The sequence below is a fragment of the Gluconacetobacter tumulisoli genome (genome assembly GCF_014174155.1).
Classification (GTDB): Bacteria; Pseudomonadota; Alphaproteobacteria; order Acetobacterales; family Acetobacteraceae; genus Gluconacetobacter; species Gluconacetobacter tumulisoli.
Genome location: NZ_JABEQM010000010.1, coordinates 11,949 through 36,458, shown reverse-complemented (window position 1 = coordinate 36,458; position 24,510 = coordinate 11,949). Strand labels below are relative to the sequence as shown.

Annotated in this window: 23 protein-coding genes and 1 tRNA gene; 8 read left to right on the top strand and 16 right to left on the bottom strand. The window is 68.1% G+C overall.

Features of this window, described 5'->3' with window-relative positions; translation table 11 throughout:
- Positions 1 to 92: 92 nt before the first annotated feature.
- Both HLH28_RS12635 and HLH28_RS12630 read right to left on the bottom strand, forming a co-directional pair.
- Positions 93 to 1,526 (bottom strand): TolC family outer membrane protein, encoded by a 1,434-nt coding sequence (locus HLH28_RS12635; protein WP_182959694.1) that lies wholly within the window; start codon positions 1,524 to 1,526, stop codon positions 93 to 95.
- A gap of 109 nt (positions 1,527 to 1,635) precedes the next feature.
- Positions 1,636 to 2,316, bottom strand: a complete 681-nt coding sequence (locus HLH28_RS12630) for a protein-L-isoaspartate O-methyltransferase family protein (RefSeq protein WP_182959691.1) — start codon at positions 2,314 to 2,316, stop codon at positions 1,636 to 1,638.
- Positions 2,317 to 2,493: 177 nt separating this feature from the next.
- Between HLH28_RS12630 and HLH28_RS12625 the strand changes: the two genes are divergently transcribed.
- Positions 2,494 to 2,567 (top strand) — tRNA-Cys (locus HLH28_RS12625).
- Positions 2,568 to 2,728: 161 nt separating this feature from the next.
- Here the strand turns inward: HLH28_RS12625 and glk are convergent.
- From glk to nrdR, 5 genes are all read right to left on the bottom strand, one after another.
- Complete coding sequence (gene glk, locus HLH28_RS12620; RefSeq protein WP_182959688.1) at positions 2,729 to 3,697, bottom strand: glucokinase; 969 nt, start codon at positions 3,695 to 3,697, stop codon at positions 2,729 to 2,731.
- Positions 3,698 to 3,853: 156 nt separating this feature from the next.
- Entirely contained in the window at positions 3,854 to 4,669 is an 816-nt protein-coding gene (locus tag HLH28_RS12615) for an SDR family NAD(P)-dependent oxidoreductase (protein ID WP_182959686.1), read from the bottom strand.
- 168 nt (positions 4,670 to 4,837) lie between these two features.
- The gene (thiL, locus tag HLH28_RS12610; RefSeq protein ID WP_182959684.1) at positions 4,838 to 5,818 is read right to left on the bottom strand and encodes a thiamine-phosphate kinase; all 981 of its coding nucleotides are present in this window, start codon (positions 5,816 to 5,818) and stop codon (positions 4,838 to 4,840) included.
- A gap of 17 nt (positions 5,819 to 5,835) precedes the next feature.
- Positions 5,836 to 6,360, bottom strand: a complete 525-nt coding sequence (gene nusB / locus HLH28_RS12605) for a transcription antitermination factor NusB (RefSeq protein ID WP_182959681.1) — start codon at positions 6,358 to 6,360, stop codon at positions 5,836 to 5,838.
- A 40-nt stretch (positions 6,361 to 6,400) separates the two neighbouring features.
- Entirely contained in the window at positions 6,401 to 6,940 is a 540-nt protein-coding gene (gene nrdR, locus HLH28_RS12600) for a transcriptional regulator NrdR (protein ID WP_182959679.1), read from the bottom strand.
- A gap of 147 nt (positions 6,941 to 7,087) precedes the next feature.
- Here nrdR and HLH28_RS12595 point away from each other — a divergent pair, with 147 nt between their 5' ends.
- Positions 7,088 to 7,633: a copper chaperone PCu(A)C gene (locus HLH28_RS12595; protein WP_182959677.1), complete on the top strand. Its 546-nt coding sequence runs from the start codon at positions 7,088 to 7,090 to the stop codon at positions 7,631 to 7,633.
- A 76-nt stretch (positions 7,634 to 7,709) separates the two neighbouring features.
- Here the strand turns inward: HLH28_RS12595 and recQ are convergent, their stop codons facing one another.
- Together recQ and HLH28_RS12585 are read right to left on the bottom strand one after the other, a co-directional pair.
- Positions 7,710 to 9,548 carry a DNA helicase RecQ gene (gene recQ, locus HLH28_RS12590; protein WP_182959675.1) on the bottom strand — a complete coding sequence of 613 codons (1,839 nt, stop codon included), beginning with the start codon at positions 9,546 to 9,548 and terminating at the stop codon, positions 7,710 to 7,712.
- A 43-nt stretch (positions 9,549 to 9,591) separates the two neighbouring features.
- Complete coding sequence (locus tag HLH28_RS12585; RefSeq protein WP_182959673.1) at positions 9,592 to 9,966, bottom strand: OmpA family protein; 375 nt, start codon at positions 9,964 to 9,966, stop codon at positions 9,592 to 9,594.
- Between HLH28_RS12585 and HLH28_RS12580 the strand changes: the two genes are divergently transcribed.
- Entirely contained in the window at positions 9,951 to 10,103 is a 153-nt protein-coding gene (locus HLH28_RS12580) for a hypothetical protein (RefSeq protein WP_182959931.1), read from the top strand. The genes HLH28_RS12585 and HLH28_RS12580 overlap by 16 nt on opposite strands.
- A 36-nt stretch (positions 10,104 to 10,139) precedes the next feature.
- Here the strand turns inward: HLH28_RS12580 and cydC are convergent, their stop codons facing one another.
- From cydC to HLH28_RS12550, 6 genes are all read right to left on the bottom strand, one after another.
- Positions 10,140 to 11,828, bottom strand: coding sequence for a thiol reductant ABC exporter subunit CydC (gene cydC / locus HLH28_RS12575; protein ID WP_182959670.1), 1,689 nt, complete (start codon positions 11,826 to 11,828; stop codon positions 10,140 to 10,142).
- Positions 11,818 to 13,539, bottom strand: coding sequence for a thiol reductant ABC exporter subunit CydD (gene cydD, locus HLH28_RS12570; protein WP_182959668.1), 1,722 nt, complete (start codon positions 13,537 to 13,539; stop codon positions 11,818 to 11,820). The genes cydC and cydD overlap by 11 nt, the downstream gene beginning before the upstream one ends.
- 88 nt (positions 13,540 to 13,627) lie before the next feature.
- Positions 13,628 to 15,448 (bottom strand): sensor histidine kinase, encoded by a 1,821-nt coding sequence (locus HLH28_RS12565; protein WP_246396105.1) that lies wholly within the window; start codon positions 15,446 to 15,448, stop codon positions 13,628 to 13,630.
- Entirely contained in the window at positions 15,449 to 15,634 is a 186-nt protein-coding gene (locus HLH28_RS12560; RefSeq protein WP_182959666.1) for a hypothetical protein, read from the bottom strand.
- A 189-nt stretch (positions 15,635 to 15,823) separates the two neighbouring features.
- Complete coding sequence (locus HLH28_RS12555; protein ID WP_182959664.1) at positions 15,824 to 16,417, bottom strand: sigma-70 family RNA polymerase sigma factor; 594 nt, start codon at positions 16,415 to 16,417, stop codon at positions 15,824 to 15,826.
- Between the two features lie 139 nt (positions 16,418 to 16,556).
- Positions 16,557 to 17,045 (bottom strand): sigma-70 family RNA polymerase sigma factor, encoded by a 489-nt coding sequence (locus HLH28_RS12550; RefSeq protein ID WP_182959662.1) that lies wholly within the window; start codon positions 17,043 to 17,045, stop codon positions 16,557 to 16,559.
- A gap of 144 nt (positions 17,046 to 17,189) precedes the next feature.
- Between HLH28_RS12550 and HLH28_RS12545 the strand changes: the two genes are divergently transcribed.
- From HLH28_RS12545 to HLH28_RS12535, 3 genes are all read left to right on the top strand, one after another.
- The gene (locus tag HLH28_RS12545; protein WP_182959660.1) at positions 17,190 to 17,930 is read left to right on the top strand and encodes a response regulator; all 741 of its coding nucleotides are present in this window, start codon (positions 17,190 to 17,192) and stop codon (positions 17,928 to 17,930) included.
- Positions 17,931 to 18,021: 91 nt separating this feature from the next.
- A complete protein-coding gene (locus tag HLH28_RS12540) occupies positions 18,022 to 19,827 on the top strand; it encodes an ABC-F family ATP-binding cassette domain-containing protein (RefSeq protein ID WP_182959658.1) in 1,806 nt (601 codons plus the stop codon).
- Between the two features lie 43 nt (positions 19,828 to 19,870).
- Entirely contained in the window at positions 19,871 to 20,218 is a 348-nt protein-coding gene (locus HLH28_RS12535; protein WP_182959656.1) for a 4a-hydroxytetrahydrobiopterin dehydratase, read from the top strand.
- A gap of 132 nt (positions 20,219 to 20,350) precedes the next feature.
- Here HLH28_RS12535 and HLH28_RS12530 read toward each other — a convergent pair whose 3' ends face one another.
- Positions 20,351 to 21,385: a Gfo/Idh/MocA family protein gene (locus HLH28_RS12530; protein ID WP_246396103.1), complete on the bottom strand. Its 1,035-nt coding sequence runs from the start codon at positions 21,383 to 21,385 to the stop codon at positions 20,351 to 20,353.
- Positions 21,386 to 21,575: 190 nt separating this feature from the next.
- On the opposite strand from HLH28_RS12530, the gene HLH28_RS12525 reads away from it, so the two are divergent.
- Together HLH28_RS12525 and secD are read left to right on the top strand one after the other, a co-directional pair.
- Positions 21,576 to 22,733 carry a PA0069 family radical SAM protein gene (locus HLH28_RS12525; protein ID WP_182959653.1) on the top strand — a complete coding sequence of 386 codons (1,158 nt, stop codon included), beginning with the start codon at positions 21,576 to 21,578 and terminating at the stop codon, positions 22,731 to 22,733.
- Positions 22,734 to 22,953: 220 nt separating this feature from the next.
- On the top strand, positions 22,954 to 24,507 hold the full coding sequence (gene secD / locus HLH28_RS12520) for a protein translocase subunit SecD (protein ID WP_456305444.1): 1,554 nt from the start codon (positions 22,954 to 22,956) through the stop codon (positions 24,505 to 24,507).
- Positions 24,508 to 24,510 lie beyond the last annotated feature (3 nt).

Genomic DNA, 24,510 nt, shown 5'->3' with positions numbered 1-24,510 from the left:
TGGGATACGTCCCATGTCCGCCGCTTATACCGAAAAGCCGATCGAAAGAAACGATCGCGGCGTCAGGGACGGACCTGCGGCGGACGGTGGCGTCAGCGTCCCGGCTGGTCTGTCGCGTGATCGCTGATGCCCCACAGCCTGTCCTTGACCGCCTTGTAATAGGCGGTCTCGTCATAGCGCGGGACGTCCAGCTTCAGGTCGGCAGTCGTCAGGCGCCCGATGGCCGCCGCGACGCCATACGATGCGGTGACAAGGTTGCTCAGGCTCTGCACCAGCGCCACCTGGGCCTGGAGCAGCGTCTGCTGCTGCTGCAGGACCTCCAGTGTCGTGCTGGTGCCGACGATGGCCTGTCGTTCCACCCCGTCCAACGCGACGATATTCGACGCGATGGCGGTGCGGTTGCTATCGATCGAGGCCTTGTAGGCCACCAGCTTCTGCCAGTTGGACGACGCAAGCTGCAACGCGGCGCGCCGCTGGATATCGACGGCGCGGTGCGTCTCGGCGACCTGCTGCCGGGCCTGGCGGACGGCCGCATATTCCGATCCGCCCTGATAGATCGGGACCTGGAAATTGAGCATCGCATATTTTTCGTCGGTCAGGGAGCGACCGCTGCTCTGGTTGATGCTGTGCATGTAGGACGCTTCGGCCGTCACCTTGGGCATGATGGCCGCCAGGGCGACGGAAACCGCATCCTTCTGCGCGGCCTCGGTAAACAGGGCATTGACCACGTTGGGATTGTTCTGGACTGCCTGCGCGATCGCCTCGTTCTGCGATTTCACCGGCAGGACCAGGGGCTGCGGGGGGACCAGGTTAGGCGGCGGCGCCATGCCCACCACCTGCATGTAGGTCGCCTGCGCGGTCTGCAGCGTTCCCTCGGCTTCCTGCCGGGCGGCGCGGGCGCTGGCCAGCGCCGCCTCGGCCTGCGCCACGTCGGTGCGGGTGATCTCGCCGACGCGGAAGCGCTCGCTGGTGGCGCGCAACTGCTCCTGAAGGACCTTCTCGTTGTTGATGTTCAGCTGAAGTAGCTGCTCGTCCTCGATCACGCCGACATAGGCACCGACGACGTCGGTGAAGACCTGCTGCTCGGTGGCGATCAGGTTCGCCCGCTCGGCCATCACCTGGTTGACGGCCTTGTGGGTGCTGGCGGTCGTGCGGCCGCCCGAATAGAGCGGCTGGGAAATCGTGACCCCGCCATTATAGCCCGGCACGTCGAACCGGCGATCATATCCGGCATAGCCCTGCTGCCGCGCCACCGAATTCATGCCACTGAAATAGGTCAGGTTCGCATTGCCGGTGACCGTCGGCCGCCAGCCGGCCAGCGCGGTCGGCACCTGTTCGTCGGTCGCGCGCAGGGTCGCGCGTTCCCGCTGCAGCGTCGGGTTAGTCAGGTAGGCCGCGGCCAGCGCCTCCTGCAGCGTATGGGGTATGAAGGTCGGCGAACCGCTGCCGTCATAGCGCTGGGCCAGGGCGGTGCCGCCGCACAGCAGGGCGGCCAGCCCGGCCCCGATCCCGCAGGTTCGCTTCATCCACCCCTCCCCGCGTCCTCGGTCACCACCGCCAATCACGCTACCCAAGGTTGTAACCGATATTCGATACGCGGAAAAGGATTGCATGACCGTCCGACGATATGGCCGATCAGAAGGCGAAGACGGGGGCCGGCACCAGTTCCGGCAGCAGCGGCAAGGCGACATCGAAGACCGGACGGACGCCCACGCCCTGCGCCGTCCGTTCGGCGACGCAGGCCGAGGCGACGCCGCCCTCGGGCCAGATCACACAGACGATGCGGCCCTTGTCCGCCAGCTGCGCCGGCAGAGCCGGCGGGATGTCGCGCACCGCGCCGTCGATCAGAATCAGGTCGAAGGGCCCCCCGGCCGCGTCGCCGGAGGCCAGCACGCCATCGCGCCACACCACCTGCGGCGCCTCGGCCGCGCAGAAGGCCTTGCCGATGGTGCTGAGCTCCGAATCCGATTCCAGGGCCACCACGTGAACGCCAAGCCGCGCGAGGAGGGCCGGCACATATCCCGTCCCCGCCGCGATGACCAGTGCGCGCTGGCCCGATTGCGGGGCCGCGATCTGCACCATCCGGCCCACGATCCGCGGTTCCGTCAGGACGCGCCCGCCGCCGATCTCCAGGCTCTGGTCGGCATAGGCGAAGGCACGCAGCGGAACGGGCACGCAGCGTTCGCGCGGCAGGTCGCGCATGGCGGCGATGATCCGCGGATCGTTGATCTGGACCGGACGGATCTGGGCATCCACCATCCTCTGCCGCGCGGCATCGTAATCGAGGGCGAATTCTTCAAGCGCGGACTGGTTCATGACACTCCCTTCACTGCTTTCCCGGCGGCCCGACATTTGGCGCGCGACGCCCCTGGCCGAAGGTTCCCCGGCAAAAACAGTTTTATGGCCGCTCGACCCGTCTGCCTAGCAGGCGGTGCGCACACAACGGCTTGACCGCACGGAAGAGAGAGTGGATATAGCCAACGCACCCGGTCAGGTCCGGTGGCAGAATGGTGATGCAGCGGACTGCAAATCCGCGAATGTGGGTTCGATTCCCGCCCGGACCTCCAGACGATCTTCCGGATCGTTACATATGGTGACAAAGGCCCGTTTCCGGGCTTTTGCATGCGCTGGCCCGTGCGGCCGTCCTTCCGATCCCATTTCGACCCAGACATGAACGAACGGATGCCCGCGTGCCCTTTCGCGACGGGCGAAGGGCACGCGGCAGCTGTCAGGCGAAGCGCTCGGCGAATGCCGCCGCCGCACCGAACAGGCCGGGCTGCGGATGGGTGATCAGTTTCACCGGCATGTCCGCCATCATCGATTCGAAACGCCCCTTGGCCACGAATCGCTCGGCGAATCCGGAATCGGGCAGATGGTCCGCCAGCCGCAGGCCCAGGCCGCCGGCAATGACGACTCCGCTCCCGCCCTGGGCCAGGGCCAGGTCGCCCGCGACGGCCCCCAGGGCTAGGCAGAATCGTTCCAGCGCCGCGGACGCCATGTGGTCGCGACCTTCCAGCGCGCGGGTCCACAATTCCTTGTCGTCGCGCGTGCGCACGGGCTGGCCCTCGATTTCGGCGATCGCCTCATACAGGTTCACCAGCCCCGGTCCCGACACGATGCGTTCGGCCGATACCCGGCGATAGCGCTGCCGCAGGCGCTGCAGGATCTTGTCCTCCAGCAGGTCGAGCGGCGAGAAATCGACATGGCCGCCTTCGGTCTCGCATACCAGGTAGCGGCCGTCCCGCCGCACGACATAGGCCGAGCCGAGGCCCGTTCCCGGCCCCACGATCGTGGTCACGCCCGAATCCCCGAACGGGCGGTCGGGACCGCAGAGATGGCGCAGGTGCGATGCGTCCACCTGCGCCACGGCATGGCCGACCGCCCCGAAATCATTGACCAGGACATGCTCGTCGACACCCAGCTTGCTGCCCAGCTGGGCAGGCTGGATGATCCACGGATTGTTGGTCATCTTCAGGATGTCGCCCTGCACCGGGCAGGCGACGGCGATCCCCGCTGCGGCCGGCAGGGCCCTGCCGACCTGGCGGGCGAAGGCCTCCCACGCCAGTTGCAGGCTGGCATGCTCGGCACATCTGAGGGTCGTGGCCTCGCCCAGGCTGACGACGCGCCCGCAATCCACCGTGGCGATGGCGAAGCGCGCGTGGGTCCCGCCGATATCGACCGCTACGATCTCTCTCATGTTTTCACAGGCTCCGTGGCATCGTTCCGTCGGACGCGCGGCCCTTCGCCGCTGCCGTCCGATACACATTATCGTTATCCATCCCCTCGGATGTCCGATTCCCGCCATGCGCCGTCAAGTGCGGAATCGAATCGACCCGTCAGGGTTCCCCTTGCTTCACGATGCCGGACGCGGCGCCTGGTCCGCCTTCAGGCGACGCAGGATGACGTCGCGAATCGGACGGGGCATGACGATATCGAGTAGACGCAGCATCGAAAACAGCCGGGGAAAGACCAGATGGGCACGGTTTTCCTCGATCGAGCGCGCGATCAGTCGGGCCGCCGCCGGTGCGGTCTGCAGGAACGGCTTGGCACTGCTGACCCGGCGGCTCATGGGCGTGTCGACGAAGCCGGGGGATACCAGCGTCACCCCCACCCCGTATTCCGACAGGCCGTTCCGCAGGGCCTCGGCAAAGCGCATCAGCCCGGCCTTGGACCCGGAATAGGCCGGGGCGAACGGCAGGGCGTGAAACGCGGCGACCGAGCCGAGCAATACGATATGGCCGCCACCGCGGGCGACCATGCGCTCGGCCCCCGCCGTCGCAAGGGCCGAGGGCGTCGCGTAATTGACCAGGCCGAGTTCCAGCACCGTCTCGGCATGTTCGGTCCGCGCCGTGCCCTGGCGCATGTCGCCCAGGCCGGCCGCCAGGACCAGAAGGTCGACCGGGTGCCGGTCGTCGTCGGCCCTGAACGCCGCGATCGCGGCCCCGCCGTCGCGCAGGTCCAGCACCTGCGTCCGCACGCCCGCCCCAAGGGCGCGGCAGTCGCGGGCGACCTGCTCCAGCCGTTGGGCGTCCCGCCCCCACAGGATCAGCGTCCGGTCTGCCCGCGCGTAGAAACGTGCCACTTCGGCACCGATCCCGCTGGATGCCCCGGTGACGAGGACCGTCGTGGGATCGAATCGTGTTTCGCCATTCCGGTACGCCTTGGCCATGGGGCCCCTTTCTCTCGGTGCTTTCCGTTACGTCGGGATGTGCGGCCCCTGGCGACCACGGTCCCGCCTGCTTCATGTCCGGCAGGCGGGGCAGGCGTCATATGACGCAGGATGTCGGCTTTTTCGGGGCACGGAGATCCGTCTCGCCAGCCCGGTCCTTCAGCTCCGTCAGAAATGGCTCCATCCGGCCCGATCCAGGCTCAGCGGCCGGCCTGATGCGTCCTGGACCACCACGCCCCGCAAGGCAGCCTCGAACCGCCCGATCCGCGTGACCGGAACGCCGTAGGCGGCCGTGGCGCGCAGCAGGGCGGCCTCGTGGGTCGGCGGCACCGCCAGCAGCAGTTCATAATCGTCGCCGCCACCCAGGCAGACCGGCAACCATTCCGGTCCGGCATGGCGCGCCGCTTCGGACAAGGGAACCAGCGACGCGTCGATCCGCGCCCCTACTCCGCTTTCCCGTGCAAGATGGCCCAGATCCTGTACCAGCCCGTCGGAAATATCCATGGCCGCCGAGGCAATGCCGCCCAGCCTGAGGCCCACCCTGGGCTCCGGCAGGCGATAGCGGCGGGCCAGCACACCCGCGGGATCATCCAGTTCCCCCCGCAACGCCCGCAGCCCCAGCGCCCCGTCACCGATGGTGCCGGTCACCCAGACACCATCGCCATCGCGGGCGCCACTGCGCCGCAAGGCGCGGCCACGCGCCACGTGGCCCAGAATGGTCAGGGACAGTACCAGCGGCCCGGAGGTGCCGGTCGTATCCCCGCCCAGCAGGGTCAGGCCGTACCGGGTCTGGTCGTCCCGCAGTCCCGCGGCAAATCCCGCGAACCAGTCATCGTCCCGGCCGGGCGGCCGGGAGACGGACAGCAGATAGCCCGACGGTGTCGCATCCATCGCCGCGAGGTCGGACAGGTTGCAGCGCAGCAGCTTGCGCCCCACCGTATCCGCCGGGTCGTCCGACAGGAAATGGACCCCTTCCACCATGGTATCGACGGCAATGACCAGGTCCCTGCCGGCCGGGGGGCGTACAAGCGCCGCATCGTCCGCCAGGCCCAACGCGCCTTCGCCCGCCAGCGCCTGGAAATGCCGCCGGATGAAACCGAATTCGGGCGGAAGCCGGGCATCCGTGGTCCCTGCGGGATCGGAAGGCATCGGCCATTCCTCCTGGATCAGGCCTCGTCGGTCTCTTGGGCCGTGGCGGACGGCGCCTCGCGCAGGCGGCGGGCCATGGCATCCAACACGCCATTGACCATCTTCGGCTCGTCACCCGAGAAAAATCCGTGTGCGATGTCAAGATATTCGTTGATGACCACCCGCGTCGGCACCCCCTCGACCGCGGTCAGTTCCGCCCCCGCAGCACGCAGCAGGGCGCGCAGGACCGGATCCAGCCGCGCCACGGGCCATGAGGTCGGCAGCAGACCGACGATCAGGGCATCGACCTGTTCCTGTCGCGCCACCGCCACGCGGGTAACCTGCTCGAACAGCTGCACGTCGGCCTCGGGCACGCGCCCGTCCTCATATTCCGCCGTGCCGGGTTCGGTGCCCAGGCGATGCCGCACGAACTGCGCGATCACGGTCTCGGGGGCGTCACCACCCTGTTCGATCTGGAACAGCGCCTGCACGACCGCAACGCGCGATGCGGTCCGGGACCGGGGCTTCTGCCGGGTCGTGTCTTCGTCCTGTGCGCCGTTCATTCGTATGTCTCCTGCTGCCGCGATTCCGCCGATGGCGGCTTCATCGCCTCTTTACGTCGCCAGGTCCATAGCCACCGGCCAGGGCGGGACGGATCGTCCTGCCGTCGGCGGCCGGACCGTCCTGGGCCAGTGTGCCCGGGATCGACTCCAGAATGGCGGCGAAATCCTTGGTTTCACGAAAATCCCAATGCACGCTGGCAAAACGGATATAGGCGACCACATCGACTTCGCGCAGCGTATCCATCACCAGCTTGCCGATATCGCGGGACGGGATGTCGGTCTCGCCGGATGCTTCCAGCTGGCGGACCAGGCCGTTGACGATCCGTTCGATCCGTTCCTCATCCACCGGACGCTTGCGCAGCGCCACGCGAACGGAGCGCGCCAGCTTGTCACGCTCGAACGGCACGCGGCGGCCGTCGACCTTCACGACGAACAGGTCGCGAAGCTGAACGCGCTCGATCGTCGTGAAACGCTGGCTGCACGACGCGCAGATCCGACGCCGGCGGATGGCGGCGCCATCTTCGTGCGGACGGCTGTCCTTGACCTGGGTGTCGTCATGTCCACAAAAAGGGCATCGCATGCGTGCGGCAATCCTGACCGGCGTTCGTCCTGCCCCGAGATGCGCATGAAATCGCCAAGACGCAAGTCCGGCCCTGCGATCCGCCGGTTTTGCCACGGGGCGCTTGCTGATACCCTTCGCGGAAACATACCGGCAAGGAGACCTATCATGACGCGACACGGCCGGTTCCGCCGCCCGTTCGGCCTGCTGCCCGCCCTGCCCGCGACCGTGGTCCTGCCATTGACCCTGCTGGCGGCACTGCGCCCGATTCCGTCCGCCCTGGCGGACGACGCCCCGACCTCCGTCCCCGGACAGACCCATGCCGCCGGGGACATCAACATCCGCGACGCATGGATGCAGATCATCCGTCCCGAACGCCGAATCGCCGGCGCATATTTCACGATCGAGAACCGGGGCACCGACACCCATATGCTGACCGGCGTGACGGCCACCGCCTGCCAGAACCTCTTCGCCCACCATACCGAACAGGAAAGCACCCCCGAAACCGCCGAGCTGTTCACCCGCCTGGCCCTGCCGGCGCAGACGATTCTGGTATTTCCGCCTGGCGGATATCATTTGATCTGCCAGGGCTATGACGGAACCGTCCAGCCGGGGCGGAGCATTCCCGTGACCTTCCACTTCCTGGGCGGCACGACACGGACCGTCGCGTTCGAGATTCGCCCCACGCCGGATACCGCCGACATCGCGCCCTGAATCCACCCAAAAAGGCCCGACTTCGACATCCCATCCGGGAAAGGGCCGGCCCGTGCGCCGCCCCCGCATGCAGGCTCTATTCGCCCGCTTGCGCCAGAACCTGCAGCACGGCGGCGCCGTAGCGGTCCAGCTTCGACGCGCCGACTCCCTTGATTCGCGCCAGTGCGTCCAGCGTCGCGGGACGTTCCATGGCGATGTCATGCAACACGACGTCGTGGAAGATCACGTAAGGCGGGATTTCCTGTTCCCGCGCTTCGCCCAGACGCCAGGCACGCAGGGCCGCGAACGGGGCCTCGGCCTCGGGCGGCAGCGATACGGCAACCCGCGTCCCGCCGGGCGCCCGCGCCGCGCGCGTCCCTCCGGCCTTCAACTCGTCCGTCGCGTCTTCGCGCAGCATCAGCTTCTGCTCGCCGCGCAGGATGGGGCGTGCGACCTCCTGGTTCAGGGCCAGCGCATTGTAATCCCCGGCGACGCGAATGGCGCCCCGCGCGATCAACTGCCGGATCACCCCGCGCCAGAACAGCTCGGGCCGGTCCTTGCCGATGCCGAACACGCCCAGGCGGTCATGACCGTGGCGGGTGGCCATCTCGCTGTCCTTGCCGCGCAGGACCGAGACGACATGCACCGCACCGAATTTCTGGCCGATCCGGTAGATCGCGGACAGCACCTTCTGGGCCTCGACCGTACCATCGAACGAGGCCACGGGGCTGCGGCAATTGTCGCAATGCCCGCACGGTCCGGCCAGCGTCTCGCCGAAGCAGGCCAGCAATGCCTGCGTGCGGCAGCCGGTCGTTTCCGTCAGCGCAATCATGGCCTCCAGCCGCGCGCTCATGACCCGCTGCTGGGCCTCGGGCGCGCTGGATTGTTCCAGCCAGTGCCGCGCGCGCGAGATATCGTCGCCGCCATACAGCAGGACGGTCTCAGATTTCTCGCCGTCGCGGCCGGCGCGGCCGATCTGCTGGTAATAGCCTTCGGGCGAGGACGGCATGTCCAGATGCACGACCGTGCGCACATCCGGACGGTCGATCCCCATGCCGAAGGCGATGGTCGCCACGATCACCACCGGTTCGCCGGACCGGAATCGGGCCAGCGCCGCGCGTTTCTCGATCGGCGGCAGGCCCGCGTGGAACGGCAGGGCGGGCCAGTCGCGTTCACGCAGCGAGCGGGCCACGCGCTCGGTCTTGTTACGACTGCCGCAATAGACGATCGCGGCCTCGCCCGGATGCCGGCCCAGCACGTCCAGCAACTGCCGTGATTCCGAAATCTTGGGCCGGACGGCGATATCGAGGTTGGGGCGATGAAAGCTGGCGCGCAGGACCGTCGCATCCGGCATGGCCAGGGCGTCGAGGATATCCGCCTGGGTCCGGGGATCGGCCGTCGCCGTCAGCGCGATGCGCGGCACGCCGGGGAAATGGTCCGGCAGGCTGGCGAGGGCGCGATATTCCGGACGGAATTCGTGCCCCCAGGCGGAAATGCAATGGGCCTCGTCGATCGCGATGACTGACAGCGGCAGCCGGGACAGGCGTTCCAGCATGCCGGGCGACAGCAGGCGCTCGGGCGAGACATAGAGCACGTCCAGCCGCCCGGCCATCAGGTCCGACCGGACCCGGGCGGCATCTTCGGGCTCCAGTTCCGAATGCAGGGCACCGGCATTGACGCCGACCTGTCGCAACGCCGCCACCTGGTCGTCCATCAGCGCGATCAACGGCGACACCACCAGCCCCGTTCCGGGGCGGCTGAGGGCCGGCACCTGATAGCAGATGCTCTTGCCCCCGCCGGTGGGCATCAGGACAAGGCAGTCCCGTCCGGCCATGACCTCGCCCACCGCCTGCTCCTGCAAGCCGCGAAAATCGGGAAAGCCGAACACGCGGGACAGGACGGCCCGTGGGGAATTGTCGGGACCGGCGTCCGTCATGATGGATGCCGCAGCCACGGCCGGGCCTCGCCCCGCCCGCCCATCAAGGTGCGGCGATCTCGATCTCGACCCGGCGGGACCCGACGGCGCCATCCTCGTTCGAGGGGGCACGCGGCTTCTGGCGGATACGATTGCCGGAGACCCCGTCCGCCACCAGCTGGGCCGATACGCGCCTGGCCCGGTCGATCGCCAGCAGCGCATCGGCGGACAGGTCGCCATGGGCGGCGGCATAGCCTTCCACATTGACGACCGAGTACGGGTAACGCGCCGCCTGTTCGGCCGCATGGGTCACGACCAGCCGCGCGGGGTCTTCAAGCACAGTCGAATCCCGTGTGAAGAAGACGATATATTTCCGGGATGGTCCGGTCGTGCAGCCTGCCAGAAGACAAAGACCGAGAACCAGTGACAGGCGACGCATCGGCAGATCCTTTTTTTTACATTCGGCTGATGGATGAATCGGCCGCCGATACCGCGGAAATGCCGGCGACAGGACTGTTCAGCAACAAGGATGATACGGCCTTGGTGCCCGCTGGCCTGCCCCCCGTCAACCTTTGACGGCCCTTTCGACCGCCGTCGCGGCCGGCGACGCGCCTATGCCGCGACGGCGGTCGCGCGGCCGTCCGACAGGCGCCAGATCCGGTCCAGCGTTTCCACGCCGGTCAGGCGATGCGCGATCAGGATGACCGTGCGGCCCGTGGTGACGGCGTTGAGCGTCAGCAGGAAATCCCGTTCGGTCTCGGCGTCCAGACCCGTCGCCGGTTCGTCCAGGATCAGGATCGGCGCATCCGAGAGCAGCGTCCGGGCCAGGGCGATCCGCCGGCCCTGTCCGCCGGAAACCGTGGCGCCGCCTTCGCCCAGCCAGGTATCCAGCCGGTCGGGCATGGACCGAACCAGGTCGCCAATTTGCGCGCGATCAAGCGCCATCCACAGTTCGGCCTCGGTGGCGTCGGGCCGGCCCAGCAACAGGTTGGCGCGAATCGTATCGGCGAACAGATGCGTCGCCTGCGACAGCCAGGCCACACGACGGCGGACGGACCCGCTGTCCAGTTCCGCCAGGTCCTGTCCGCCCAGCAGGATCCTGCCCGAGGTCGGCGCCGCGACCTTCAGCAGCAGCGCGGCCAGCGTCGATTTCCCGATCCCGGACGGCCCCAGGACCGCCACGCGCGATCCGGCAGGAATGTCGAGGGTCAGCCCGTCGAAGACCGGCGCACGGTCGGCCCGCCAGCGGAAACTGACCTGTTCGAACCGCAGGTCGGTGCCGGCCGGCGCCGGCAGCGTCCCGGCCGGCACCGCCGGCCCGTCCTGCGCGCCGACCGAGATGACACGGGCCGCGGCCCGGCTGATGCCGCCGGCCAGGGCGCCGGCCCGTGTCAGCCCGCCGATACCTTCGAACCCCGCAACGACCAGGAACAGCAGGCCAGCGGCCCGCACCGCCGGGATCGGCCCGAAGCCCACACCCAGCGCCGCCGCCAGCACCGCCAGCACTGCCGCCTGTCCGCACAGGTAGGACGCCCCGCCCACCACCGCCAGCAGGCGCGCCTGCCGCGCCTGCGCTTCGAACAGGCGGGCGTCGCGTTCGCGGACATGGGACAGGATCCGTCCCTCCGCCCCGAAGGCGCGGATTTCACGCAGGCCGCTGACCAGGTCCAGCACCCCGATCCGCAGTCCGGCCAGGCGATGGGTCAGCGCGCCCGCCTGCCGCCGCCCCAGCAGGGCGGCGCCCAGCGGCAGGACGAATGCGCCCGTCAGGAACAATCCCCCGACGACCACGGCCAGCGCGGGATCGACAGGCAGCACGGCCAGGACCAGGAACGGCAGGATGAGGCACGCCCCGGCCAGGGGCACCAGAATGCGCAGATACAGCCCGTCCAGCGCCTCGACATCCGAAACCAGGCGCGACAGAAGGTCGCCCGCGCGGCGGAAACCCAGCCCGGCCGCCGCGCCGCCCGCCAGATGACGGAAAAACCAAACCCGCACGTCCGCCAGGGCGCGGAACATCGCGTCATGCGTCACCAGGCGTTCGACATAGCGCAGGACCACGCGCCCGACGCCCGACACCCGCAGCAGCAGCACACCGACGACCAGCGTGCCGGACGCCGTTCCGGCCAGACGCGCGCCCGCACCGCGCATCAGCACCAGTCCCGCCAGCAAGGCCAGCAGCGACAATACCCCGCCCGCGACCAGCAGCGGCGCGCGCCCCCGCCACAGGGACAGGACCCGCAGCACGGGGGTCAGGCCGCCCGCCCCGGTCGGGGGTGTATTCCCGGGCTTATCCGACATGTTCGTGCTCCCCCTGGACGGGCACCGGATGGCGGCAACCGAGATCGAGGCGCTGGCCCGTGAATTCATGGACCGACGCCGAATGGCTGGCCAGGATCACCGTCCGCCCCTGGGCCAGTCCGCGCAGGCTGGCGAAGATATCGGCCTCGGTGGCAGGGTCGAGATGCGCCGTCGGCTCGTCCAGCAGCAGCAACGGCGCGTTCTTCAGATAGGCCCGCGCGATCGCGATCCGCTGCGCCTGCCCGCCCGACAGGCCGAACCCGCCCTCGCCGATCCGCGTCTCCAGCCCCTCGGGCAGGTCCGACACAAATGTATCGACAGCCGCCGCGCGCAGGGCATGCCCCAGGTCCTCGGCGCTGGCATCCGGCCGGGCGAACAGGATGTTCTCGCGCAACGTGCCGGCGAACAGGACCGGCTTCTGCCCAATCCACGAGACGAGCCCCGACAGATTGGACGGCGTCAGCGACGTGACGTCCGCGCGTCCGATGGTGACGCGGCCGCTGCCGGGCACGACGAAACCCAGCAGCATTTCGATGATCGTCGATTTACCCGACCCCGATGCACCGACCAGGATCAGGGTCTGGCCGGCCGGCACGGCGAAGCTGAGATCATCCAGGACCGGCCCCCGCGCCGCATCCCAGGCAAAGGTGACATGTTCGAAGGCGACGGACACGCCCTCGGCATCGACCTGCGCCGTCGCGCCGGCCGATGCCGGCGCGTCGCCGTCAGGCAGGGCGGCCATCGCCGACGCGGCGCCGGCGGCATGGGCCCGATCCTGGTAGGCCAGGGCGAGCCCGCGCAGGGGTACGAAGAATTCAGGCACCAGCAGCAGGACGAACAGGCCCCGCATCGTCGCGTCGGCGACCAGGGCCGGCGATGCGGCGCCATGATGCAGCTCCAGCACGATCCCGCCATTGCGCAGGGCGATCAGCACCAGGGCGACGACCATCGCGCAGTCGATGGAGGCCGACGAGAGGAACGCGACCCGCAGGACCTTCATCGTCCGCCGGCGCAGTTCGTCGGCGGCGTCGGCCAACCTGTGGGCTTCATCCTCGGTCCGGCCGGCCAGGACGATGGTGGCGATCCCGCGCACCCGATCCAGAAAACGGGCCTGCAAGCGCGTCATCGCCAGGAACTGGTTGCGCGAGGCGACCGCCGCGCCGATGCCGAACAGGGCCTGGCCGACCGGAACCGCCAGTCCGCAGGCCGCCATGATCGCGGCCGAGCCGGGCTGGATGAAGGCGGCCAGCACCGCGATCAGCCCCGGCGCCGCGATCCAGAGGATCGACGCCGGAATCCATCGTGCGAAAAACCCGTCCAGCGCCTCCACCCTGTCGACCGCCAACGCGGTCAGTTCCGCGCTGTGCTGCTGGCGCAGCAGGGCCGGCCCACCCCGCAGAATGGCCGACAGCACGCCGTCGCGCAGGCGTCGCCGTGCCGCCCGCCCGGCCCGCGCCGCGACAATGTCGCCCAGCGTCAGGCAAAGCCCGCGCGCCAGGGCCAGTGCCGCCAGGGCACCCAGCAGCCCGGCCGCCCCGGAACCGGCCGGCCCGACGAGAACCCGGGCCAGGATGGCCGCCACGCACCAGGCCTGCCCCACCGCGACCAGGCTGGACAGCAGGCCGAGGCCCACGATCGGCATCGCCTGCCGACGGCCAAGACGCGACTGTGCCCGCGTCCAGGCCTTCATCACTGTTTTGTCACCGCTCATGTCCGCGTTCTATAATGGATGCGTCAGTCGAGGGACACCCGTTCCCGTCAGAATGCGTATCCCTGCCGGCAATCCCTGCCATGCACGCTCATGCGGGCTCCTCGCCCTCGTCCGGATCGTCCCGTCGCTGCAGGGGAAAGACCAGCTCGAAACGGGTCCCGCCGTCCTCGACGATTTCCAGCGTTGCGCCCAGCTGGCGCGCGAACCCCCGGATCAGTTGCAGGCCGATGCCCGTGCGATCGTCCATCTCGCGCTGGCGTCCCGCCGACAGGCCGATCCCGTCATCCGTAATCCATAGCCGCGCCATGTGGCCGTCCTCGCGGACCAGGCCGACGGCGATCGTGCCGTGCCGCCCGTCGGGGAAGGCGTATTTGATGGCGTTGCTGACCACCTCGGTCAGGATCAGGGCCAGGGGCACGGCCTGGTCCGGCACCATTTCCAGCCGTTCGACATCGATCTTCAGCGCGATCCGGCCGCCGGCACTCTCGCCCACCGCCTGGAAGATCTGGCCGCACAACTCGCTGACGAAATGCTCCATGTTCAGGCTGAACAGCTCGCCGTCGGCGTAAAGATAGCGATGCAGGGTGGCCAGCGCCCGCACCCTGTCCCTGGCCTGGGTGAATTCCTCGCGCGCTTCGGGCTGGCGAATGCGATTGGCCTGCAGGTTCAACAGTGAGGCGACGATCTGCAGGTTGTTCTTGACCCGGTGATGCATCTCCTTCAGCAGCAGCTCCCGGCGCATCGACGCACGGGCCAGTCTCTGCTCGTGGCGTGCCAGGGTCCGCGTGGCCCTGGTGAAGGCATGGGCCAGCCGCCGGATCTCCGCCGGCATCGCCCAGGTGGAGCGCGCATCGAATTCTCCCCCGCCGGTCTGCCACAGGGCAACAGACGCCGTCAGCCGCCGCAATGGGGCGACGAGCAGGATATTCGCGCTCTTGGCCACGCCGATCAGTCCGCAGCCGAGCAGCGATACGATCACGAACAACCAGATGACGAACATGACCAGCGCGTGGGTTTCAGCGACATTGCGACGGGTCATGGTCAGGGCGCCGACACCCCCTTCGACCGGCCCGTAGGCGAATGAGGCGTCGCCCATCGTCATCGTCGCGCGGGCAGTGCTGTCCAGCGGCAGGGTACGTATCCACCGCAGGACCTGCGGCGGTGGCACGCGCATGCGCCAGCAATCCTCGCAGAGCGGGGCGATGTTATGGTCGCGGCCGACGATCCAGGCATCGATCGCCCCGTCCTTCTGGATGAAATCCAGACGCGGGTCGCCGATCTGCAGATGATGGCGGCTCCAGACCACGGGCATGATCGCCGTCAGGAAACCCTGCCGCACCGGATTGCCGCCCGTATCGGCGATCATGGTCTGGATCGAAACCCGGATATAGGAACGGCCTTCGGGATCCTGCCCCGACAGGTCGAGCGGCGCGACACGCACGTCACCGCTGAACCGGGGCAGTTCCTCAGCCGGCACAGAGCCGCCCGGCAGGACGGGAGAGCCGCTGTCGATCGCGACCACGACATTGCCGCGATCGTCCAGCAGCGCAAGTTGCCGGTAGAAATGCCCGGTCAGCGACTGTGCCAGCTGCAAGGTACGTCCGATGGCCTGCTCGTCCAGCGACATCAGGTTGATCGCGTTCAGCAGCGCGCTGAGATGATCGACGTCATGCCGGATTTCCAGATCGATGCGGCTGACCGCCATGTCGGCGCGAAAAGCCGGCGCCGCAAGCGTATGACGATAGCTGTACCAGGCCTGCAGGCCGCCAATCACCGCGATCGGTCCGGCCGACAGCAGAATGATCACGATCATGCGCACGCTGACCGTATCGAACATGCGCCAGACACGCGTCGCGTAATGGGCCTCGCGCAACCCGCGACGGCGGCCGACCCCTGCTTGACGATCCATTTATTTCCTGATCTTGCGGTCGTCCTCGATCAGCCGCAAAAGCTCTTCCGGAACCGGCTCACGCGCGACCTCGTCAAAAAGCTGATGTAACCCTCGTTTGAGCCATAACTCGAACGGGTCATCTTGTCGGTTCTTTTTATTGTTTTTCGACAGCCTTGAGGAACGTGAATCCTTGGGCGGCGTCATCGTTGATCCCTGAGGTCCACTGCTACCCTGCCAGAACTCCCGGACCTGCGCTCCGGTTGCATCGCGTCGTTCGGATAGTAATTCCCCCCCAAGGTCCCGTCCAGACGCCGCCTCCCATTATCTTAACGATATGACAATCGAACATGCGCCGGCAAATATGCGCCGGCGCCCCCGGTCCCAGCCTGATCATCATGGGCGCAATTCGGTCGCTCCCTGTCCGGCAACGCGCGCCCCGGCGACACCGCGTTCCGCCAGGATGCCCTTCACACGTGCGACACGTGCCTGCAGGGCGGCCCCAGCGGGGACGTCGCCGGTCATCCAGGCTTCCAGTTGACGGCGCGCCCGGAAGACCCGGCTTTTGGCCGTTCCGACGGCACAGCTGGTCGCTTCCGCCAGGGCTTCGTAGCTCATGCCGTGGATGACGACCATGATCAGGGCCTCCCGCTGATCCTCGGGCAGCCGATCCAGCGCCTCGGCAAGATCCTTGAGCGCCAGACGATCCTCATGCGAGGCCGAGGTCGCCAGCGCCGCCGCCGGCACGTCCTCGATATCCGTGGTTTCCCGCCGCTTGCGCAGGTCGGAAATGAAACGGTTGCGCAGGATGCGATGCATCCAGGCCGAAAAATTTGTGCCGGGGATAAAACTCTCCTGGGCGGCCAGTGCGTTGCACACGGCATCCTGCACCAGATCCTCGGCCATCGTCCGGTTGCGCGTCAGCGCCAGCGCCTGGACCCGCAGGCGGGGAAGAATGGTCACGACCTGGTCATGAAAATTGCTTGTCATGGTTTTCGTTTCCCTCATCACACGTCATCCAATGAATGGCGGAATGATAGGGTTGCGTTCTCATCATAACGAAATCGTGAGGTGTCGCAATATGATGCGCCCGCCGACACCTCGTGGGCGTGCCAGGACACGTCGCGCGTCAGCCGTTCGCCGACGTGTCGTCGCCCCGCGCATGGGCAATCAGTTCGGTCAGGCGGACGCGCGCCCGCGATACCCTCGCCTTCATCGTGCCCACCGGCACGCCGCAGATCACGGCGGCTTCCTCATGCGTCATTTCCTGCGCGCCGACCAGGATCAGGGCCTCGCGGAGCAACGGGGACAGAAGCCAGAACACGCTTTCGAGATCCCGCACGTCATCGCCGGAACTGGCGGGCCGGGTCTCGGCGCGGGTATGCGACTGTGCGGCGTAGTCGGTCATGACCTCATGCTCGCGCTTTTTCCGCCGCTTCTGCTCGTAGAAAATATTGCGCTCGATGGTGAACAGCCATGCCTTCAGGTTCGTGTTGCTCTGGAACTGGTCCAGCGCGTCCAGCGCCCGCATCACGGTTTCCTGCACGAGATCATCGGATGACGAGGCATCGCGGGTCAGAAATCGGGCGAAGCCCCTCAGATCCGGCAAAAGAGACATGATCTCGCGCCGAAGTTGCGATACCGTCAGGTGGTTTTCCGAACCGGTGAAAGACGCCAGCTTGTTTTCCCTTCACCCTTGCGGACAGCCCCAACACTGTCATGATTCAGACTGTAACATATTCCTCTGGGAGATGAACGCCCGATGCTCCTCTCGCGGCGGCAGGATCTGATCCGTGCCCTTCCTTACGCCAGGCGATACGCGCGCGCCCTGACCGGAAGCCAGTCCCGTGGCGACCTGCTGGTCGCCGAAAGTCTTCGTGAACTGGCGGTGGTGGACGCCGACACCATGCCTGCCCGTCAAAGCCTGTACCGGTGGATTTCCCGCCAATTCGACGCTGCCCCCACAATTGTGGAGACGGGCGAGGGCCTGGGCGCGACCGAACGCAAGCTGCTGCTGCTGACGTCGCTCGAGGAACTGCCGGTCGCCGACGCGGCCCGGATCGTCGGAATCGAGACGAAGCAGGCGACCGACATCCTGTCGCGGGCCTATGGCAGCCTGCGCACGGTGGCCGAGACCAGCATCCTGATCATCGAGGACGAACCGATCATCGCCATGGATATCGAGGATCTGGTGCGCCGCTGCGGCCACCAGGTCGCCGGCGTCGCGGCGACCGAGGCCGATGCCGTGGCCCTGGCGACGAAGACGCGGCCGGGGCTGATCCTGGCCGACATCAACCTGGGTGCCGGCGGCGACGGCATGCGGGCGGTGGCCAGCATCCTGCGCCACCACGACGCGCCCGTCATCTTCGTCACCGCCTATCCCGAGCGACTGCTGACCGGCGAGACGGTCGAGCCCGCCTTCGTCATCACCAAACCGTTTGAACCCATGACCCTGGCCATTGCGACCTACCAGGCGGTTACCGGCGGACCACGGATCGGATAGCAGGCCGGATGGCCGGCGAGAGGGCGAGCCCGCGCCCTCGGCCGCCGGATCTCCCTTGCGCTGGGCCCGCGGCTGGGCGAGAAACCGGACCATGTCGCCTCCTCTTCTCCTGCTCCAGGACATCACGCTGACACTGGGCGGTTCGCCCCTGCTGGACGGCGCCGGGTTCGGCGTCTCCGCCGGCGAACGAATCTGCCTGGTCGGCCGCAACGGCAGCGGCAAATCGACGCTGCTGCGGATTGCGGCGGGGGAATTGCTGCCCGACGACGGAACCCGCTTCCTGCAGCCGGGAACATCGGTGCGCTACCTGCCGCAGGAACCCGACCTGTCAGGCTTCGCCACCACGCTGGACTATGTCCGGGCAGGCATGGGCCCCGGCGACCCCGAGCACCGCGCCGCCCTGCTGCTGGGCGAGCTGGGCATGACGGGGGCCGAGGATCCCGCCACCCTGTCGGGCGGCGAGGCCCGACGCTGCGCGCTGGCGCGGGCGCTGGCGCCGGAACCCGACCTGCTGCTGCTGGACGAACCGACCAACCACCTGGACATGCCCACCATCGAATGGCTGGAGCGCGAGCTGCTGTCGCTGTCCTCGGCGATGGTCATCATCAGCCATGACCGCCGCCTGCTGGAAACACTGTCACGGACCGTCGTCTGGCTGGATCGCGGCATTACCCGCCGGCTGGACCAGGGCTTCGCCCGCTTCGAGGCCTGGCGCGAGGAGGTTCTGGAACAGGAGGTCCGCGACGCCCACAAGCTGGATCGCCAGATCGCGCGCGAGGAAGACTGGATGCGCTATGGCGTGACCGCCCGGCGCAAGCGCAACGTGCGCCGGGTGGGCGAACTCGCCGCCATGCGCCAGGCCCGTCGCGAGGCCGTTCGCACCCCGACCGGCCTGAAGATCGAGGCCAGCGAGGGCGACCTGTCCGGCAAGCTGGTGGCGGTCGCCGAGCAGGCCAGCAAGGCCTACGGCCCGCATGTCGTCGTCGACCGGCTGGACCTGCGCGTGCTGCGCGGCGACCGCCTGGGCATCGTCGGCGCCAACGGCGCGGGCAAGAGCACGCTGCTGCGGCTGCTGACCGGCCAGGACCGCCCGGATTCCGGCGACATCCGCGTCGGCAGCGCCCTCTCGACCGTGACGCTGGACCAGCAGCGCCGCGCCCTCGACCCCGCCCGCACCCTGGCCGACACCCTGACCGGCGGCGGGGGCGACACGGTCCTGGTCGGCGGGGAGAAGCGCCATGTCATCGGCTACATGAAGGATTTCCTGTTCCGCCCGGAACAGGCGCGCACCCCCGTCGGCGTCCTGTCCGGCGGCGAGCGCGGCCGGCTGATGCTGGCCTGCGCGATGGCACGCCCATCCAACCTGCTGGTCCTGGACGAACCGACGAACGATCTGGACCTTGAAACGCTGGACCTGCTGCAGGAGATGCTGGACGCCTATTCCGGCACCGTCCTGCTGGTCAGCCACGACCGTGACTTCCTGGACCGGGTCGCAACCTCGGTCCTGACGGCCGAAGGCGGCGGACGATGGGTTGAATATGCGGGCGGGTATAGCGACATGCTGGCCCAGCGTGGTGGCGGCGCCCCGGCTGGCCGGGCGCGGCGCAGCAGCGCGGACGCCCCCGCAGCGCAGAAACGGCCGGAGAAGGGCCCGGCGCGGAAACTGTCCTACAAGGATCGGCACGCGCTGGATCGCCTGCCCGGCGAGATCGCGGCGCTGGAGGAGGAAATCGGCCGCCAGCGTACGATCCTGTCGGATGGCGGTCTCTACGCCCGCGATCCGGCGGCCTTTACGGCGGCGACCGGCAAGCTGGAACGTGCCGAGGCCGAACTGACGGCCGCCGAGGAACGGTGGCTGGAACTGGAAATGCTGCGCGAGACGCTGGAATCCCCGTAGCAAGACCGGGGCAAAGGGGGCGCAGCGGAAAAGGGAAACGACGATGCCGCAATGCTCCACCTCCGACCTGGCGCGGGAAGTGATCGGTCCGTGCCCGCGCAAGACCCGGGCCCTGGATCGGGCCGAAGCCGAAAGCCTGCTGCCCAAGACGCCGAACTGGACGCTGTCGCCCGACGGCACCACGCTGCTGCGGGATTTCGTGCTACCCGATTTCGCCTCGGCCTATGCCCTGGTCGAACGTATCGCCGCGCTGGCCGAGGCCGCCGATCACCACCCCGACATCTCGTTCGGCTGGGGCTATGTCCGCCTTGCGTTGCAAACCCATTCCATCGGCGGGCTGCACCGCAACGATTTCATCATGGCGGCGCGGATCGAGACACTCCCGCATTGAGATGTGGGCTTCGCCCAAGCCCACCAGGGCCTGAGGCCCTGGACCCCGATTCATTTGAAATGACTGGTTTCCGAAGGCGAATGCCTTTGGCGGGTGCGGAACAGAGCCCTGCCGTATTTCGCCCGGCTCGATTCAGGGCCGGTGAACCAGGCCCGATTGTTCCATCCGTGCGCGGGCGGCGGCGATGCCGCCCGTAACCGCCAGCGCCGCCGCCAGCGCGCGGCGGCCGGCCTGCGCATCGACCAGCACCGGCGCGCCGTCCAGGCAGGCGGCGGCAAAGGCCTCATGCTCGGCCATCAGGGTATCGTGGTCGGTCCAGGTCACGGCCTCGCGCCGGAATCCGCCGGTGCCGGGCAACGGCAGGCCCTTGTCGCGGCCGATCATGGTCAGTTCACGCTTGACGAAATCGGCGGACAGGTAGCCCTCCTCGGAAAACAGCCGCATCCGGCGCTCGGTCTTCAGCGAGATCCGGCTGGCGGTAATGGTGGCGACGCAGCCATTGGCGAAGCGGACACGGGCGTTGGCAATGTCCTCGTGCTGCGAACTGACCGCGGCACCCAGCGCGTCGACATCCTCGATCTCGCTATCGACGATCGCCAGCACCAGATCCAGGTCGTGGATCATCAGATCCAGGATCACCGAGACATCGGTGCCGCGGGCCTTGAACGGCGCGATGCGCGTGGCCTCGATATAAAGCGGCCGGCTGATCCGCTCGGTAATCGCGTGATGTTCCGCCGAATAGCGCAACAGATGCCCGACCTGGAGCACCAGCCCGGTTTCCGCCGCCAGCGCCGCCAACCGATCCGCCTGCACCAGATTCGAGGCGATCGGCTTTTCCACCAGAACATGGCGGCCGGCCTGCAGCGCGCGTTCGGCCAGCGCGAAATGATGCTCGGCCGGGGCTGCCACCACCACCGCATCGCACCCCGCCAGCAGGTCGTCCAACGGCAATGCCGGTGCCCCCCCGGCCTCCGATCCCACCGTAGCCGCGCGCTCCATGTCCGGATCATGAATGCCAACCAGGGTTTCGCGCCGCGATCCCGCGATTTTCAGCGCGTGAAACCGACCGAAATGACCGGCGCCGATCACGCCGACGCGCAGGCGGCGTCCATCATCCGGCCCCGTTGCCGGAGCCCGTCCTGTTCCGCCACCGAAAAGCCCTGCCATCGCCCTCTCTCCGCGTCCGCGATGTCGAAGGGTTAGAGCACGGAAGACGGAACGACCAGAGGCACCACGGCGGCCGAAAGGCGGTCCTACCGGAAACCGGCTAAAATGTTCCTATTTTGTTCTTGTTTTTCCGGATGGGTTCTGCGACCTTCCCGCCCATCGCTCCCCTCTGTTCAGCGCGGAACGCAGCATGACGGACCAGCCCCCCACCCGGATCGGCCGGGGACAGCCCACGCGCCTGGCGTCCCGGACCCTGCGCGACGGATCGACGACGGTCGCCGGCATCACGCATGGGCGGGGTGCGACGATCTCGCCGCCCGATCGCCATGCCGCCCATGCGCCTTCGCCCTTCGACGACGGATGGGACACGCTGGGACAGGATCCGGCGAAGAGGCGCACCGAACTGGCGTTCGAGGCCGCACGAACCATCATCACCCGCAACACCAGCCCCGATGTCGGGTTCGACCGCTCGATCAACGCCTATCGGGGGTGCGAGCACGGGTGCATCTATTGCTACGCGCGGCCCACCCATGCATGGATCGGCCTGTCGCCCGGCCTGGATTTCGAAACCCGCCTGACCTGCAAGCCCGATGCGGCGAAGCTGCTGGAACAGGAATTGCGACGCCCGTCCTATCGCCCCCGCCCCATCGCGCTGGGGACCAACACCGACCCCTACCAGCCGGTCGAGCGGACGCAGGGCCTGACCCGTGCGATCCTGGATGTGCTGGAGCGGTTTTCCCATCCGGTGACCATCGTCACCAAATCGGCAGGGGTGCTGCGCGACCTGGATATCCTGACCGCCCTCGCCGCCCGCAACCTGGTGCGCGTCAGCCTGTCGGTCACCACGCTGGACCCCGAACTGGCACGCCGGATGGAACCGCGCGCGGCCACGCCCGTCCGAAGGCTGGAGGCCATCCGGAGCCTGTCGGCGGCGGACGTGCCCACGACCGTCATGGCCGCCCCGATGATCCCGGCGCTGAACGACAGCGAGATGGAGGCCATCCTCGCCGCCTCGGCCGAGGCCGGGGCGCGCGGCGCGGCCTATGTGCTGCTGCGCCTGCCGCGGGAGGTCGCGCCCCTGTTCGAGGACTGGATCGCCCAGCATTATCCCGACCGGGCGGCGCGGGTGCTGACCCGCATCCGCGAGACACGGAACGGCGCACTGAACGATTCGACCTTCGGGCGGCGCTATCGCGGCCAGGGGGTTTACGCCGACCTGCTGCGCCAGCGGTTTGCCCTCGCCTGCCGCAGGCTGGGGCTGAACCAGGGGCGCGACGCCCCGCTCGACTGCACGCAATTCGCGCCGCCACCCCTGCCCCGCCAGGACAGGCAGCTGGCCCTGTTCTGATCCTTCACCGTGGCGCTGCCGCCGGTCGGCGTCCGGAACGGGGACGAAATGGGTGGATTCGGCGCAAGGGTGGTCCCCGGCGGTTGCATCCTGCGCGATGGCCCGGCATGTTCCCGCCGTCATCCGCCTGTCCGGGACATGCCCCGGCATGCCCGATGGCGACGGACGCGGAACAGGGAGCCGGCTCGGCCGGGCGTGAGGAGCACCCCCTTCAGTCATGATGTACTACAGCCGGCTCAAGATGGCCTCGGTCGTCGCCGTATGCCTTCTGGGAGTGGTGCTCTGCCTTCCCAACGCCCTGCGCCAGCCCTCGGCCGCGCTGCCGTGGCGGCAGATCCATCTGGGTCTCGACCTGCGGGGCGGGTCCTACCTGCTGATGCAGGTGGATATGCAGAGCATCACTTCCGACCGTCTCCAGACGCTGGCGGACGGAACGCGCCAGGCCCTTCTGGGCGCCGGGCTGGGCTATCGGAACATCGCGACCGACGCGCAGGCGGGGACGGTGACCTTCACCCCCCGCGACCCGTCCGAGACCGATGCCGACCTGAAGGCCCTGCGCGCCATGCCGACGGCGGTGCCGGGCGAATTCTCGGTCGACCGGCGTCCCGACGGCAACATCGCCATCACCCTGTCCCCGGCCGCCATGCACGAACGCGCGCGTGAAGCCGTCACCCAGTCGATCGAAATCGTGCGCCGGCGCATCGACGCCACGGGTGCGGTCGACCCCGAAATCACCCGCCAGGGCGATGACCGCATCGTGGTCGAACTGCCGGGCATCAGCGATCCGGAGCATGTGAAACGGCTGCTGGGCACCACGGCGAAGATGACCTTCCATATGGTACAGGACAACGCCCTGGGCACCGTCGCCGGTCCGGGCGTCACGCTGCTGCCGATGGTCAACGCGCCGGACCAGAAACTGCCGATCCTAGATCATGTCGAGGTCGACGGGTCGGACCTGACCAATGCCGGGGCCGCCATCGACCAGCAGACCGGCGAATGGGCCGTCAATTTCAGCTTCGATTCCGTGGGGGCGCGCGCCTTCGCCGCGACGACGCAGGCGAACATCGGCCACCGCTTCGCCATCGTGCTGGACAACAAGGTCGTCCAGGCGCCGGTCATCCGCAGCGCCATTACCGGCGGCAACGGTCAGATCGTCGGTGGCTTCGACGCGCAGTCGGCGACCGATCTGGCACTGCTGCTGCGGGCGGGCGCCCTGCCCGCCCCACTTTCGGTGATCGAGCAGCGTTCGATCGGCCCGTCGCTGGGCGCTGATTCCATCCGGGCCGGGGCCTTGAGCCTGGGCGCCGGCTTCGTGCTGGTGATCGCCTTCATGGGCCTGTTCTATGGCCGGTTCGGCTGGTACGCGAATGTCGCCCTGCTGGCGAACCTTGTCCTGATGGCGGCCCTGCTGTCGCTGTTCCAGGCCACGCTGACCCTGCCGGGCATGGCCGGCATGCTGCTGACCCTGGGCATGGCGGTCGATGCGAACATCCTGATCAACGAACGCATCCGCGAGGAGGTCGGCCGGGGCCGCACCGCGCTGGCGGCGATGCAGGCCGGGTTCGAACGTGCGACCTCCACCATCGTCGACAGCAACGCCACCGCGCTCCTTGCCCATGTCATGCTGTTCGTCTTCGGCACCGGGCCGGTGCGCGGCTTCGCCCTGACGATCACGATCGGCATCGTGACGACGCTGTTCACCACCCTGCTGCTGTCGCGGATGCTGATGGTGCGCTGGTACGCCCGCACCCGTCCCACTGTCCTGCCGGTCTGAGGC

Bases quoted from the DNA above. Each gene is read 5' to 3' on its own strand.
- HLH28_RS12555 (WP_182959664.1), bottom strand. From the start codon at position 16,417: ATGACAAGCAATTTTCATGACCAGGTCGTGACCATTCTTCCCCGCCTG.
- HLH28_RS12565 (WP_246396105.1), bottom strand. From the start codon at position 15,448: ATGGATCGTCAAGCAGGGGTCGGCCGCCGTCGCGGGTTGCGCGAGGCC.
- secD (WP_456305444.1), top strand. From the start codon at position 22,954: ATGTACTACAGCCGGCTCAAGATGGCCTCGGTCGTCGCCGTATGCCTT.
- HLH28_RS12595 (WP_182959677.1), top strand. From the start codon at position 7,088: ATGACGCGACACGGCCGGTTCCGCCGCCCGTTCGGCCTGCTGCCCGCC.
- HLH28_RS12585 (WP_182959673.1), bottom strand. From the start codon at position 9,966: ATGCGTCGCCTGTCACTGGTTCTCGGTCTTTGTCTTCTGGCAGGCTGC.
- HLH28_RS12545 (WP_182959660.1), top strand. From the start codon at position 17,190: ATGCTCCTCTCGCGGCGGCAGGATCTGATCCGTGCCCTTCCTTACGCC.
- HLH28_RS12525 (WP_182959653.1), top strand. From the start codon at position 21,576: ATGACGGACCAGCCCCCCACCCGGATCGGCCGGGGACAGCCCACGCGC.
- HLH28_RS12635 (WP_182959694.1), bottom strand. From the start codon at position 1,526: ATGAAGCGAACCTGCGGGATCGGGGCCGGGCTGGCCGCCCTGCTGTGC.
- thiL (WP_182959684.1), bottom strand. From the start codon at position 5,818: ATGCCTTCCGATCCCGCAGGGACCACGGATGCCCGGCTTCCGCCCGAA.
- HLH28_RS12550 (WP_182959662.1), bottom strand. From the start codon at position 17,045: ATGTCTCTTTTGCCGGATCTGAGGGGCTTCGCCCGATTTCTGACCCGC.
- HLH28_RS12540 (WP_182959658.1), top strand. From the start codon at position 18,022: ATGTCGCCTCCTCTTCTCCTGCTCCAGGACATCACGCTGACACTGGGC.
- cydC (WP_182959670.1), bottom strand. From the start codon at position 11,828: ATGTCGGATAAGCCCGGGAATACACCCCCGACCGGGGCGGGCGGCCTG.
- cydD (WP_182959668.1), bottom strand. From the start codon at position 13,539: ATGAGCGGTGACAAAACAGTGATGAAGGCCTGGACGCGGGCACAGTCG.
- glk (WP_182959688.1), bottom strand. From the start codon at position 3,697: ATGAGAGAGATCGTAGCGGTCGATATCGGCGGGACCCACGCGCGCTTC.
- HLH28_RS12535 (WP_182959656.1), top strand. From the start codon at position 19,871: ATGCCGCAATGCTCCACCTCCGACCTGGCGCGGGAAGTGATCGGTCCG.
- recQ (WP_182959675.1), bottom strand. From the start codon at position 9,548: ATGACGGACGCCGGTCCCGACAATTCCCCACGGGCCGTCCTGTCCCGC.
- nrdR (WP_182959679.1), bottom strand. From the start codon at position 6,940: ATGCGATGCCCTTTTTGTGGACATGACGACACCCAGGTCAAGGACAGC.
- nusB (WP_182959681.1), bottom strand. From the start codon at position 6,360: ATGAACGGCGCACAGGACGAAGACACGACCCGGCAGAAGCCCCGGTCC.
- HLH28_RS12560 (WP_182959666.1), bottom strand. From the start codon at position 15,634: ATGACGCCGCCCAAGGATTCACGTTCCTCAAGGCTGTCGAAAAACAAT.
- HLH28_RS12615 (WP_182959686.1), bottom strand. From the start codon at position 4,669: ATGGCCAAGGCGTACCGGAATGGCGAAACACGATTCGATCCCACGACG.
- HLH28_RS12630 (WP_182959691.1), bottom strand. From the start codon at position 2,316: ATGAACCAGTCCGCGCTTGAAGAATTCGCCCTCGATTACGATGCCGCG.
- HLH28_RS12530 (WP_246396103.1), bottom strand. From the start codon at position 21,385: ATGGCAGGGCTTTTCGGTGGCGGAACAGGACGGGCTCCGGCAACGGGG.